Here is a 13,212-nt window from a genome sequence, read left to right on the forward strand (position 1 = left end):
GGGGCAGGGTGCCCTCGACGGTCAGTTCGGTGGCGGTGACCTCCTCGGCGACGGGAGTGAAGTGACCGGTCAGATAAGGCTTGTCAGTGGTCATGGCAGGAACCTCGATGTGTCTGATGTGGTCGGCAGTGGGGTGGGGCGTGGGTGAGCAACTGGATGCTCGCTCGGGGGTGAGCGGGTCGGCGGAGTCGATCCGCTCGGCGTTCGCGTTCCACCGGGCTCGTCCCGCGATGTCGGCGTGGACGTCCCGGACGGTGGCGACGGGGTGTTGACGGGGGTGGAGACCCGCACGATGACGGGGGCGTCCCCGTCGAGGGCGGTGATCGGGGCCCGATGCAGCCGCGGGGTGCCGGGGGTCATGGTGGTCTCCATTCGGGCATGCGCGGCGGGGTACTCAGGGGCGGGGTACTCAGGCGGTCTCGCCGGTCGCCGGCGCTGCCGCGGGCCGGCCGGTGCGCGGGGCGATGAGGGCGGCTATGAGGGCGGCGGCAGCGGCGATGGCCGCCGCGGTGAGGAAGGCTGCCCGGAATCCGCTGTCGACCGCCGCTGGGCTGGCGCTGGTTCCGGTGCGGTTGGTGGCGACGGCGGTCAGCAGGGCGAGTCCGAGGGCTCCGCCGACCTGCTGGGTGGTGGTGATCAGACCTCCGGCCAGACCGGCGTCGCTCGGGGCGACCTGGGCGGCGGCGGTGACGTTGACGCTGACGAAGGACAGGCCCAGGCCTGCTCCGACCAGGAGCGCGGGCCCGAGGACGTCGCCGGTGTAAGTGCCGTGCACGGAGGCGGTCGAGAGCCAGCCGAGGCCGGCGGTGAGCAGGAGCGGCCCGGTGACCAGGACGGTCCTGACGCTGGTGCGGGCAGCGAGCCGTGGCGCCAGCCAGGCGGCCGTGGTGATCGTCAGGGCGAGGGGGAGCTGGCTGAGTCCGGCCTCGAGGGGCGTGTAGCGCAGGATCTGCTGCAGATAGAGGGACAGGAAGAAGAACAGGCCCACGGTGGCCGCGCCGATCGCTGCCATGACAGCGTTGGCGGAGGTGACGGTGCGCAGGCCGAAGATCCGCAGCGGCACCAGGGGCTGGGCGACCGCCCGCTCCGTTGCGATGAAGGCCGCCAGGAGGATCGCGCCGAGGCCGAGGGAGGTCAGGACGAGGGGTGAGGCGAACCCCTCGTCGTGGCTCTGTGAGAGGCCGTAGACGGTCGCGGCGAGTCCCGTGGTGAGGGTGATGGCCCCGGGAAGGTCGATGCGGCCTCGGGTCCCGGTGCCGCGCGGTACGTAGTGCAGGGCACCCGCGGCCACCCCCGCCGCGACGGGGAGGTTGACGAAGAACACCGCGGGCCAGCCGAAGGTGCCGGTGAGTACGCCGCCCAGGAGCACGCCCGCGGCGCCGCCACCGCCGGCGACCGCGCCCCACACCCCGAGGGCCTTGGCCCGCTCGCCGCCGCTGAACAGGGTGGTGACCAGGGAGAGGGCGGCCGGTGACATCAGCGCCGCTGCTGATCCCTGCACGGCGCGGGCGGCGATCAGAGTACCTGCTGTGGGCGCGAAACCGGCGACGGCCGATGCGGCGGCGAATCCGGCGAGTCCGGTCAGGAACGTCCCGCGCCGACCTCGGAGGTCGGCGATCCGTCCGCCGAGCATGAGCAGTCCGCCGAAGGTGAGGACGTAGGCGGTGACCACCCAGGACAGCGAGGACGCCGTCATGTGCAGTCCGGTGCCGATGTCCGGCAGGGCGATGTTCACGATCGAGGAGTCGAGCACCACCATGAACTGGGCGACCGCGAGCACGGCCAGTGCGGCCCAGCGGCGCGGGTGGGGCGGGCGGCCCGGAGCCGCGGGCGAGGCGGGTGCCACGGGGATCGCTTCCGTCCGGCGGGACTGGAGTGCTGCCGTGGCCGGCTGCGTGCGTGCATCGTCCATGGCACACAGATTCGTGTCGGCCGGTGTCCACTTTCCAGGCTCGACGGGGGCGGGGACTGTCCAGCGCTGTCCGCACCTGTCCACCCGGTCCTGTCGCGGCCCGTACGTGCGGTGCCCGGCTCTGGCGGGGCGCCTGCGCGGCACCTCGACTGCTCGGCCGGTGGGCCCGGCCGGTGCCGGTGCCGCGCAAGGCCGATCCGTCGGCGGCGAACGCCGCGACGCCGACACCGCGACGTTACCGGGGGCGCCGCAGTTCCTGCTCCCACAGGACTTCGCAGAGCAGGTCAAGGCCTTGGCGCAGGTGGCGCCGGTAGGTGCCGTACGGAAGGCCCAGGCGGCGGGCTGCCGCCTCCTGGGTGCTGGCACCGGAGAAGTAACCCGCCGTCAGGGCGTCGCGGGCGGCGGTGCGAGACACCCTCGGCGGCATTCTGGCTCGCTCCACCGCCGAAACGGCAACCAGCGCTGGCCGTTCCTGCCCATGCCTCGCCCCCGGTAGCGGACGGAAGGGCTCGGTGGTGAGGAATGGCGTTGGCAGCCGGGGTCCGACGAGCGCCTCACGCTGCGGTAGGGGTTGCAGCACATCACAGACTTCCGGCCAGAGGAACGAAACGGGCCTTGGCTCGGCCTGACGGCGGAACCGGACGAGCGTCAGGCCGCCACCGTCGACGCCGCGGCCGCGCTCAGCCACGTCGATGAGGCGTTTGCCCGGTGGCGCGGTCAGCTTGCCGAGGGTTCCGAGGGTTCCGAGGGTTCCGAGGAAGCGTTCGCCGAAATCATCGGTCCGGCCGCCGGTCATTGTGGCGGTGCGACCCGGCGCCCATGCGCGCTGCATGTTGCGGATGAGTGGGTTCATCACAGCGCGGAGGCATCGCTTCTGCGTGACTTGTACGCGGCGCGAGGCTGACGCAGTCGGTTCTCCTTGCCGGTCGCCTCAGGCGTCCGCGTCGAACTCGAAGATGCGCAGTGCCTTCACGACGGCGAAGCCGGCGCATTCATCCGGCGCTCGGAGCGGCGGCGGTCACGGTCGTCGCACTCGGTCGTCGCACTCGGCCGTCAGCGGTTCGGCCGGGAACCCGCGGTAGGGCATCGGGTCGCGGGCCGCAGCGTCGACGCGTTTGAACCAGCCGCGCATGGTGGGCAGGCACAGGTTGCGGCAGGCGGCGTCCATTGCCGCGTCGGCAGCCGGTTCGGTCAGGCCGCGGCGACGGGTGACACCCATGGCGGGACTCCTTGACCGGATGGCACCAGATCTACGACCACGCCCGCGGAACACCGACTGGACCCGCGTGAGCCAAACAAAGTCGCCCGCCACCGCCCCCCACCGCTCCGTCGAACCGAGCAGTCACAGGCCACGAACAAGATCACTCAGCACCCGAATCCGCTACGCCACAATCCACTCGGCCGTGCCCAAGCGCTGGCGCCCAGTACAGCTGGGCAACAGCAGGCCCCGACCAAGATCAATAAGCAAGCACGGCACTTACACAACAACCTCCCGGCCCCGAACGAGACGGGTGCCGGGAGGGAACAGCAGCGAGAACCTCACAGGCCGCCTACGCCAGTCCCTTCGTCGCCACTCGAGCCGAGACCGCCGACACCGACGGTGCCGCTGGCGTCGACTCCGGCGACGCCGACACCGACGTCCTTGCCGCCGGGGCCGACACCACCGACGCCGTCACCGTCACCGCCGCGCGCTTGCTGAACGGCAGCCGCAGAAACCTGGGACTGGACGGGCACGGCGCTGGCAATTCCGGCGCTCAGGAAACCGGTAAGGGCGGTAGCGGCCAGTACCCCGGCAATCGAACGAAACATGATGAGCTCCTTTCACTTCCCCCCTTTGTCCCGCTCATCCTCACCGCGGCCAGACGGTTCTGCCGGTCAGCACGGACCATCAGAGTGACGTCGCCCGGTGTCAGTTCCACCCCGAAGCCTCTCCACCGGCTGTCTCCCGTCACGAGGACCGGGCCTTTCCCTCGCCCGCCATTCCGGCACGGGCCGGGACCAAGGCTCCTCCGTCTGCGTGAGCAAGGGGCCAGGACTCCCAAGTCGGGGCCTGAGCACCTCCGGCGTGCGGTACGGCGACACCTCGTACAGCGCAGTGCGAGGCCGCCACCGCGCCGCGACCCAAGAACCCGGACCACGGAGCGGCCCGGTCGCCGCCCCGGTCCTGACGGTCCCTCCCCTCGCAGTGCGGAGACCCGCCATGAGGAAGTTTGACGGCAGAGAATGGCAGAGATACGCAAGAGGTACGACGCGGAGTTTCGGGCGGGCGGTCCGGATCGTCCGTGAGGCGGGGAAACCGGTCGCGTCGCTGCCGGGCCCTTGAGGTCTCGCAGTCCTGGTTCTGCACGTGGCTGGGGCGCTCGCCGACCCGGCGTGATGCGCGTCGTGCCGGTCTCGCCCTGGCGGTCACAGAGGTCTTCGACGCCTCGGGCCGTACTCACGGATCCCCGCGGGTCCACATCGGGCCGCGCGAACGTGGTTGGCGAGTCTCGAGGAACACGATCGCCAAGATCATGGCCGAGCTCGGGCCGGCCGGCCGCGTCAGGAAGCGGAGGCGGTCGCAGATCCGGCAGGGCAAATCCTCCACACAGAGGGGACGGACAGCGGCGGACCGTACTCCTGGTGGGGTAGTCGCACAGCCTCTCCACAGCGGATGTGTCCGGCGATCGCCGCGGCGCATGCTGGCCCCAGCCACGGCCACGAGGTCGTGCACATCCATCGGACAGGGGGCGAACGATCATGCCCGAGCCGAGCAGGAGGGCGTCGAACGTGGGCAGGAGGCCATTGCTGGCCGCAGCGCTGGGTACGGCGGCTGCGGGTACGGTCGGGGCTGCCGCGCCGACGGGCCGAGGGCCGGAGCGGCGGTCCGAGAGCACCGTGGAGCGCGGCCCGGCGATCCGCCACCGGATCGTACGGACGAACGGCATACACATGCATGTGGCGGAGGCTGGCCAGGGCCCGGCCGTCCTTCTCCTGCACGGCTTTCCCGAACTCTGGTACTCCTGGCGGCATCAGCTGCGTGCCCTGGCCGCGGCCGGATACCGTGCCATCGCTCCCGACCTGCGGGGCTACGGCCGTACGGATGCCCCGGCGGACGCCCGCAGCTACAGCCTGCGCACCAACTTGGCCGATCTGACCGGCCTGCACGACACGTTGGGCATCGAGTCCGCCGCCCTCGTCGGCCACGATCAGGGCGCCACGATCGCGTGGGCGGCGGCGCAGCTGATGCCTCGACGATTCCCGGCGATGGTCGCGCTGGGGGTGCCGTACCCGGCACGTTCCCCGCTGCCCATCACCCAGCTGATCCGCAAGAACAACCCGGGCAAGTTCAACGTCGTTCTGTACTTCCAGCAACCCGGCGTCGCAGAGGCCGAGTTGGACGCGGATGCCGCCCGTACACTGCGCATGACCATGTACGCCCTGTCCGGCGAGGCACCCGCCGGTCTGGTTGCCCGCTGGCTGCTCGACACGCCGGAGCCTTCCGGCTATCTCACCCCGCTCCCCGACCCAGGTTCCCCGTCCCACTGGTCCCCATGGCTCGGCGACGCCGAACTCGCCCACTACGCGGACGAGTTCAAGCGCACGGGATTCGCCGGCGCGATCCGCCGTTACCGCACCTTCGACTTCGACTGGTCGGACCTGCCCGAGGTCGGCACACTCCAGATCCACCAGCCCACGTTGTACATCACGGGCGAACTCGACTCCGCCTACCGGTTCAGCTCCCTGGACCCCATGCGTGCCCTCGTGCCCGGCCTGCGGGACATCATCAAGCTGCCCGGCTGCGGCCACTGGACCCAGCAGGAACGCGCCCGTGAGGTCAACGATCACATCGTGTCCTTCCTGCGGTCCGCATACGCCCCGGGCGACCCTCGGAGCAGGACCGTCGACGCCTAGGGCTGTCTTCGGTTGTGGTCAGTGTGCTTTCAGGAGATTGCTGATGCAGATGATCGCTGCGCGGCGCGGAGTCCGGCCAGGGAGTTCGACGGCCCGCTCGACCGTGCTGCGGCTGTGGTCAGGCGGCGGAGCCGGAATCCCTCGGGGACTGGTCGGGGTTCGTGTCGGCGCGGCCGCCCGTGCCAAGGGCCTGCCGGGGCGCAGGGGGAGCGCCGAGTACTCCACGGGCCCCCAACTGGTCGCCGTGGAGCAGACGGACCCTGGGCAGAGCGTCGAGGAGATCGGCCTGAGCGACGCGGATGTTCTGCCGCGTCCGAGGACCGGCGCCAAGGATGCGGCGGGCTGTCACGCGGTCATCGTGCGAGCGGCGACCGAGCGCCTGCGCCCGCGTCCGGTTGCCGCACGTCTCCAGAAGGATCTGCGCGCGTGGGCAGAGCGGCTGCTGCTGCCGTCCCGGATCGTCCCGTTCCGGCGTTCCAGGCAGCTTGTGTCTGCCCTGGTCAGGACCCGTTTTCGTGTTCCGGCGTCCCGCAGTGGCGCGATGGGCTTGTGACCGGGACGGGGCGCCTCACAGGCTCGGGGCGTTCAGGCCCGCCAGGTCCTGGGCTCGGCCGAGCCCAGGAGCGGGGCTGAAGTCTGCGTGCGCCGGCTGAAGGCGGGCGCACCTGGATCGATGAAGGAGAGCTTGTGATCTCGAAGACGAAGAGGGTCGCCCGTTCCGTGGTCGTGGCGTTAGCGGCCACCGCCGCGGTCACGATGGCCATGCCCACGAACGCGTTCGCCATCGACCACGTCGAGTGCCGTGGCGGGGAGAACTTCTTGAAGATCTGGTCGCACGGCCCGCGTGACAGCGTGGACTGCTACGCGAACCGTGGACGCACCGACTGGGGCCCCGGGTGGTGGGTCGACAAGATCTCCACGGGCAACAACGATCTCATCTACTACGACGCCAATGGCGACTCGGTGCGCATCAATCGGTGGACCGAAATCACCTTCCCGAACCGCCCGCCGCAGGTCACCGGCATCGAAATCCTCTGACGCGTCGGTGAGCCGCGCTGTTCACCTGGCGTGAGCCGATCGCTGCCGACTCTCCGATGCCGGTCATGCCTTTCGGGGTGCGGCCGGCATCGGCTGGTAGGTCCTGGCGTGATCCTGCGTGCTGTCCAGAGCGCGCGATTCACCTGTTCGAGCCGACCCACGCGCTACCGTGCGTCGACGGGCCGGTCACCACACCGGTGGAGTCGCCGCTGGTGCCGGAGCACCCGCGTGGGCACGGAGCGTTGTACGGGGCCCTCAACCGCGGGCGGATCGACGCCAACAGGCTGCGGGCCTGCTGGCTGACATGGCGCTGCCCCGCTTCGACGGGCCGCCTGGTCCTCGCCGTCGACGTGTCACCGTGGCTTCGCTGGGACACGCCGTGCTCGGCGGCGCGGCTCGTCGCCGCGCCGAAGCCCACCGTGGCACCAGACCAGGGGAGCTTTCCGGCCCGGCGCCGCTCAAGGTGCCCGCACCCACCGTCCCGGTCGCCGCACTGCGCCAGGTCACCGGCGACGCTGTCGCCGTGGCCATAGCTGCCGGGCCGCAGTTGGCGGGTTCCTTGAGTGGGGGATTCGTAGAGCCCGAACCTCAGTCCGTTGCTGTGGACGTAGTCGGCGAGCGCCCGCATCCCGTCCGGGAAGCGGGCGCCGTCGGCTTGCAGGTTGCCGTCGGAGTTCCGCGTCGTCGCCGTCCAGCAGTCGTCGACGGTCACGTACTGGTGGCCGAGCCCCTTCAGGCTGTCGCCGGTGCCCGGACGGCCTCCTCCACCTCAACCTCCACCCCGACCTGGCGCACGGCGACATCGGCTCCGCCTCCTGTGGCCCCGTCCCGCTGCCCGGCGTCGACAACCTCGCCGTCGATGTCCTGCTGATCGCCGATCAGCCGGTGTTCACACGGCGTTGGTGCCGGCCAAGTTGTATGAACAAGTACTGGCCCGTGTTCAAGTGCCCACGCCCAAGCATCCATGGGCGACGCCTGGCCCTGCCCCCCCGTACCCTGTGGAGCCTTCATGACCATTGATCGGAAATTCCCTACGCCTGAGCCCCCGTTCAGCGGCAGCGCCGAGACGACCACCGGCGCCACCCGCCGTCGGTTCCTCCAGGGCTCCGGCGTCGCCGCCGGAACGCTGATGCTCGGCGGGACCATCGGGGCGGACCCGGCGCACGCCGCTCCGGGACCGCAGTACGTCCTGCCGAAGGGTTTCAGGGGCACCATGTCCGACCTGAAGCATGTCGTGATCCTGATGCAGGAGAACCGGTCGACCGACCACTACTTCGGCGCGTTCCCCGGCATACGCGGCTTCAACGACAAGCAGGCGCTGCGGTTCCAGGACGGCAGCACGGTCTTCCAGCAGAAGGACGGCAAGGGCGCCGTAGTCACCCCGCAGGTCGATGACGGCGCCTGGGGCAACGACCATGGAGCCTGGGGCGATGTCGAGCACCGCAAGTGGGATCTTTGGGTCCAGCACAACGGCGCCAGCTGCATGAACCATCACAGCGACGCCTATATGGGCTTCTACCACTCGGTCGCCGCCCAGTACACGATCGCCGACCAGAACTTCTGCTCCGAGTTCGGGCCGACCGACCCCAACCGAAAGTACCTGTGGAGCGGTACCGCCAACAGCGAGACGGGCAACACCGATGAGTCCAACTACTCCCGTCCCTGGACCACGGTGGCCGAACAGCTGCAGCAGGCCGGGATCGACTGGCGGCTGTACTCCGACAACAGCGGCAACGGGCGACAGGGGTACGTCAGCACCTGGGTCGGTGACTACGGCGACAACGAGCTGAAGTACTTCAAGGGTTTCGACCCGGAGGGGTTGAGCGCCGACGACCCGAAGCTCCGGCCCGGCACCGGGCTGATCTGGCGCGGCAACGCCACATACTACTCCGGCATGACCGCGCCCAACGACGACACCGACGAGAACCTCGACGCGGTCCTCAAGGACTTCCACGACGCCTGCCAGCCTGGCGCGGAGCACCCGCTGCCGGCGGTGTCCTGGATCGTCGCGCCGTACGGCTGGTCCGAGCACCCCGGTGCGGACACCCTGCACGGAGAGCGCTACACCAAGAAGGTGCTCGACATCCTGCAGAGCAACCCCGACATCTGGAACCACACCCTCTTCATCCTCAACTACGACGAGAACGACGGCAAGTTCGACCACGTGCTGCCGCCGTGGCCTGAGGCGGGCACGGCGCGCGAGTACGTCGGCGACTACCCGCTCGGCTTCGGTCCGCGTGTGCCGATGCTGCTGGTCTCGCCGTGGACCCGTGGCGGGTACGTCGCCTCCGAGGTCTTCGACCACACCTCGACGATCACGTTCCTGGAGGCCTGGGCGGCCCACCTGGGCAAGCCGTTCCGCTGTCCCAACATCAGCGACTGGCGGCGCTCGATCGCGGGTGACCTGACCAGTGCGATCGACTTCGCCCACCCGCAACCGGGGCCGGCCACGTTCCCGGACCCGCTCGCCGAACAGCCCGTGTCCATCACCGCCGGCCACATGAAGCCGCGTCCGCTGGGCTTCCACCCGCACGCGACGCTCTCGGAGGACCGCACGTCGGGGACCGTCACCGCCAGGATGACCCTGTCCGGCGGCCCGGAGGACAAGGCCCTGAGCTTCCAGGTCTTCCCCGACAAGTACCAGGCGTTCTCCAGCACGCCGTTCACCGTCGCCGCCCGCAAGCCGCGCGAGTACACCTGGGACGCCAACGCCACCGACGGCAAGTACGCGTTCTCCATCTACTCCAACGACGGCTTCGTGCGCTCCTTCGCCGGCCAGGTCGCACCTGCCGGAAAGCGGGACGGTGGACTCCCGCGCGTGGACGTGGACCTCCTGAAGGGCGACGGCCGGCGGCACGAGGCCCAGGTGAAGCTCACGCTGCGCAACGACGGCAGCGAGCCGGTGCGCTTCACGCTCGCCGCTCACGACTTCCTCGGTCGTACCCAGGAGGTCTCGGTGGACGGGGGGAGGGCGAAGGCCGTCATGTGGCCGACGCAGGAGGGCTACTACGACGTGGTCGTCACGGTCGACACGGACACCACCTGGACGCAGCGGTACGCCGGCCGGATCACCACCGCCTGAAGGGACTGATCGGCCATGGAATGGGTGGCGACCGCGGCCGTCCTGGCCGCGGTCGCCACAGTGCTCCGGTACGAGTCGTGGCCCAGGTGGGAGCCACGCTCCATGACCCGCGTCCGCTGCGTGGCGCCCACCCGTCAGCGCACCGTTCCCACTGAGAGCCGGCCGACGGACGCGATCCGCGCGTCCCCGCCCTCCGGGTCGTCGGCGTCCCACTCAGGGCTCCTGCAACCGCGGTTACGGATGTCAGCGGGAGGAAACCGCGGCGGGTACGCAGGCCATCGCGACTGAGGGATTCTCGGAGCCGAGCCCGAGGGTGGCGAGCGGCCCCGGTGGTTGCTCGATCGTTCGGCACGCGCTCAACATCGTCGACCCACGATGAGAGGTGGCGGGCGCGAAGACCACGCCACCGGTCGCGGCGGCGCCACCGCTATCGGCGGCCCAAGCAGCAGGAGCCTGGCCGGCTCCCGCGAGCACCAGGGCGATGATGACGGTTCGGGTGAGTTCACGCATGCTCGTACTCGCGCTAACGAGCGTGATCATCCGAGGCTGTGCAGCAGGCACTCAGTGAACTGCCCATCCGTTCACCCGAAGCGCCCGGTCCGCCAATTCAAGCGCGTACTCGCCGACTGAGGCGCTCGGTCACAGGACTGGTGACCAAGCGCTTCGGCTGGCCACTCCGAGCGTCACAGTTGGCCGAGTCAGTCATGGAAACGACGGCGGGCGGCTTCGATGTCACCGAGGTACCGGCGGGTCCAGCCGCACATTCCGTCGACCGTCGCCCGCAGGGCCTGACCCGGCTCGGTGAGGGTGTATTCGACCCGTGGCGGCACGGTGGGATACACGGTGCGCTCGACCAGGCCGTTGCGCTCCAGCATGCGCAGGTTCTGGGTGAGCATCTTGTGGCTGATGCCCTCGATCTCGTTCCGCAGCTCGCTGAAGCGCAGTGTGCGGTCACCGAGAACCTCGACGATCAGGAACGCCCACTTGTTGGCGACGTCCGAGAAGATCTCCCGCGCCAAGGAGTCCACGCGCGCCAGGTCCGCATCTTCGGGCGAGCCCGTGAACTGCTTGGTCACCATCAGGTTCTCCAGTCACTGGAAAGTGCGTTCTTCCACGTCAGCGCTCACTCTCCTACGGTTTCTCAGTAACCACAAGAGACCACGGGTGCCCTGACTGGATGGAAACGCGGTCACGGGCGTTCATGAAAAGGAGGCGGGCAGCATGGCCATCACCCTGGTGAACCCCGGTGGATTGCCCGAGACCGATGTCTACCGGCAGGTGTCGATCGCGTCCGGGACGAAGCTGGTCTTCGTCGCCGGGCAGGTCGCCTGGGGCGCGGAGGGGAGCACGGTCGGCGAAGGCGACCTCGCCGCGCAGGTCGAGCAGTGCTACCTCAACATCGGCACCGCCCTGGCCGAGGTCGGCGGCTCCTTCGGCGACGTGGCGAAACTGACCTTCTACGTCGTCGACTGGGCCCCCGACAAGATGCCCCTGCTCCTGGAGGGTGTCTCCCGGGCCGCCGCGAAGCTGGGAGTCACCCCGATACCGCCGGCCACTCTGATAGGCGTCGCGGCACTGGACGTCCCCGACCACCTGGTCGAGATCGACGCCACCGCCATCCTGGACTGAACAGTCCCTCCTCCTGGCAGCGCAGTACAAGGGGTCACCTGGCCCCACGCGTGGCCGAGCACAGCCACTATGGAGTCGCTCCTGGCAGGGGACAAGGACGCCTTCGCCTCGCCGCCGTCGTAGCCCTCACCGACACCGGCGGTGACGGGCCGGCCGGCTGGGCGAGGCTCACGAACACGACCTCACTGCCGCGACCGACGGGCTCGGCGAGGCGGAACGCACCACCGTGGGGACCGTACTGCCTGCTTCCTTCCGTAAGTCCGAGTAAGTCGGCGACCGGCCTGGCACGGTCTCTCTCACCATGTCCAGCCGTGGCCGCCGCTGTTGTGGGACAGGGCCAGGACAGCGGTGGCTACGGTGAGGTACTGGGTCGGGCGGCCCTGACTGAAAAGGGCAGCCAGGGCCCAGGCGAGAGCCGTGTACCACGGCATCGACCACGGTGCCGCGAGGACCCAGGCGAAGGCCAGCGCGAACGGCAGGGCGCCGACAGCGGGCGCGTCCGGGGCGACGCGGCGCCGGAGCACCCAGGCCAGCGCGAGCATGACCAGCGGCCACAGAACGCTGACGATCGTCGCAGCGGTGTGAGGGCCCAGGGCCGCGGTGCCGTACTGGTCGAAGACCGCCCACAAGGAGGGCGTGGAGACCAGTCGGGAGGCGGCGGAGAGCGGGACCAGCGCGTGCGCGCCGTAGGCTCCGTAGAACGCGGCCAGGGTCAGCGCTGCCGCGCATGCCTGCCGGGCAGCCGGTCGCCAGGTGCCCGAACGCAACAGCGGCCAGACCAGCGCGACACCGAACAGGCAGGCACTGATCTTCACGCCACAGGCAAGACCGACCAGCCCTCCCACGATCACGTCGTGGTGCCACCGGGTCGTCCTGCGGGCGAGGTGCATCGCGCACACGGCCAGGCCCGCCACGAGGGTGTCCAGGTGCCCGCCCGCGACCAGAATGCCGATCAGCAGCGGGTTGACGCTCCACAGCAGGCCCGCGCGGACCGGATCGTCGGCGGTACGCAGCAGCAGGTACCCGGTACCCACGAAGACCGCGGCGTTCGCGAGCATCAGCGCCCATATCGTCAGCCACGGCCGCTCCTGGCCGATGAATGCCGCGGCGCCCTGCCACCACGTCGCGACTGGCCCGTACACGGAAGGTGTGTTCCGCCACCCCTCGCTCACCAGGTGGGCGTACGCGCCGCCCAGCCGGGCGGGGGTGATCACGTACGGGTCACCGCCGAGCGCGGTGATACGTCCGTACGCGGCGTAGCTGGCCATGTCGGAGGAGCCGACCGGCGTGAGGTTGGCGGCGACGAGCGCGGCCAGCGCGCCGAGCCGGAACACGAGCCGGGCATCGGGTCTCCAGCCCCGCTCATGGGCCTTGAGCATGCCCAGCGCGCCCCAGCACGACAGCATGATGGCCGCGACCGTGGCCGTCTGGGAGACGGTGCCCGGCATGGCAGGCAGTCGGAGCCAGGGGATCGGTGCCCGGAGCGTGTTGTGGTTCGGCGCGCTTGCGCCGACCAGAGCGAACAGCGCGATACCGGCCCCGGCCATCCACACCGCTGGGCGCGGATTCGGCCGGTCGACGACCAACAGCTTCTGCGGGGGGATTCTCCGCATCGAGTCCGGGAGACGCAAAATCCACTCATTATGGTTGGTCGTCA

13 protein-coding genes and 2 pseudogenes are annotated in these 13,212 nt (G+C 69.9%); 7 read left to right on the top strand and 8 right to left on the bottom strand.

Annotated elements, in window-relative coordinates; all coding sequences use genetic code 11:
- Positions 1 to 409: 409 nt before the first annotated feature.
- From ADK64_RS32500 to ADK64_RS46240, 4 genes are all read right to left on the bottom strand, one after another.
- Entirely contained in the window at positions 410 to 1,912 is a 1,503-nt protein-coding gene (locus ADK64_RS32500; RefSeq protein WP_078992981.1) for an MFS transporter, read from the bottom strand.
- Between the two features lie 235 nt (positions 1,913 to 2,147).
- A complete protein-coding gene (locus ADK64_RS32505; RefSeq protein WP_159046384.1) occupies positions 2,148 to 2,765 on the bottom strand; it encodes a hypothetical protein in 618 nt (205 codons plus the stop codon).
- 165 nt (positions 2,766 to 2,930) lie between these two features.
- Positions 2,931 to 3,131, bottom strand: coding sequence for a hypothetical protein (locus tag ADK64_RS32510; RefSeq protein WP_053664974.1), 201 nt, complete (start codon positions 3,129 to 3,131; stop codon positions 2,931 to 2,933).
- Positions 3,132 to 3,451: 320 nt separating this feature from the next.
- On the bottom strand, positions 3,452 to 3,721 hold the full coding sequence (locus tag ADK64_RS46240; RefSeq protein ID WP_053664977.1) for a hypothetical protein: 270 nt from the start codon (positions 3,719 to 3,721) through the stop codon (positions 3,452 to 3,454).
- A gap of 473 nt (positions 3,722 to 4,194) precedes the next feature.
- Here ADK64_RS46240 and ADK64_RS49225 point away from each other — a divergent pair.
- From ADK64_RS49225 to ADK64_RS49230, 5 genes and pseudogenes are all read left to right on the top strand, one after another.
- A pseudogene (locus ADK64_RS49225) lies at positions 4,195 to 4,455 on the top strand (transposase); the annotation flags it as partial.
- 226 nt (positions 4,456 to 4,681) lie between these two features.
- Positions 4,682 to 5,806 carry an alpha/beta fold hydrolase gene (locus tag ADK64_RS32520; RefSeq protein ID WP_199829771.1) on the top strand — a complete coding sequence of 375 codons (1,125 nt, stop codon included), beginning with the start codon at positions 4,682 to 4,684 and terminating at the stop codon, positions 5,804 to 5,806.
- 244 nt (positions 5,807 to 6,050) lie between these two features.
- Positions 6,051 to 6,359 carry a hypothetical protein gene (locus tag ADK64_RS46245; protein WP_159046385.1) on the top strand — a complete coding sequence of 103 codons (309 nt, stop codon included), beginning with the start codon at positions 6,051 to 6,053 and terminating at the stop codon, positions 6,357 to 6,359.
- A gap of 134 nt (positions 6,360 to 6,493) precedes the next feature.
- A complete protein-coding gene (locus ADK64_RS32530) occupies positions 6,494 to 6,844 on the top strand; it encodes a beta/gamma crystallin domain-containing protein (RefSeq protein ID WP_053664983.1) in 351 nt (116 codons plus the stop codon).
- Between the two features lie 65 nt (positions 6,845 to 6,909).
- Entirely contained in the window at positions 6,910 to 7,377 is a 468-nt protein-coding gene (locus ADK64_RS49230) for a transposase (protein ID WP_420713071.1), read from the top strand.
- On the opposite strand, the pseudogene ADK64_RS47775 reads toward ADK64_RS49230, so the two are convergent.
- Positions 7,350 to 7,580, bottom strand: a pseudogene (locus tag ADK64_RS47775) (alpha-galactosidase); the annotation flags it as partial. The gene ADK64_RS49230 and the pseudogene ADK64_RS47775 sit on opposite strands and share 28 nt — an antisense overlap.
- 273 nt (positions 7,581 to 7,853) lie before the next feature.
- Here ADK64_RS47775 and ADK64_RS32540 point away from each other — a divergent pair.
- Positions 7,854 to 9,926: an alkaline phosphatase family protein gene (locus ADK64_RS32540; RefSeq protein ID WP_053664987.1), complete on the top strand. Its 2,073-nt coding sequence runs from the start codon at positions 7,854 to 7,856 to the stop codon at positions 9,924 to 9,926.
- A 243-nt stretch (positions 9,927 to 10,169) separates the two neighbouring features.
- Here the strand turns inward: ADK64_RS32540 and ADK64_RS46255 are convergent, their stop codons facing one another.
- Together ADK64_RS46255 and ADK64_RS32545 are read right to left on the bottom strand one after the other, a co-directional pair.
- The gene (locus tag ADK64_RS46255) at positions 10,170 to 10,436 is read right to left on the bottom strand and encodes a hypothetical protein (RefSeq protein WP_159046387.1); all 267 of its coding nucleotides are present in this window, start codon (positions 10,434 to 10,436) and stop codon (positions 10,170 to 10,172) included.
- A 188-nt stretch (positions 10,437 to 10,624) separates the two neighbouring features.
- Positions 10,625 to 11,005: a winged helix-turn-helix transcriptional regulator gene (locus ADK64_RS32545; protein ID WP_053664989.1), complete on the bottom strand. Its 381-nt coding sequence runs from the start codon at positions 11,003 to 11,005 to the stop codon at positions 10,625 to 10,627.
- Positions 11,006 to 11,147: 142 nt separating this feature from the next.
- Here ADK64_RS32545 and ADK64_RS32550 point away from each other — a divergent pair, with 142 nt between their 5' ends.
- Entirely contained in the window at positions 11,148 to 11,555 is a 408-nt protein-coding gene (locus ADK64_RS32550; protein ID WP_053664992.1) for a RidA family protein, read from the top strand.
- Positions 11,556 to 11,851: 296 nt separating this feature from the next.
- Here the strand turns inward: ADK64_RS32550 and ADK64_RS32555 are convergent, their stop codons facing one another.
- A complete protein-coding gene (locus tag ADK64_RS32555) occupies positions 11,852 to 13,168 on the bottom strand; it encodes a hypothetical protein (RefSeq protein WP_053664993.1) in 1,317 nt (438 codons plus the stop codon).
- Positions 13,169 to 13,212: the final 44 nt, after the last annotated feature.

The organism is Streptomyces sp. MMG1121, assembly GCF_001280015.1.
Classification (GTDB): domain Bacteria; phylum Actinomycetota; class Actinomycetes; order Streptomycetales; family Streptomycetaceae; genus Streptomyces.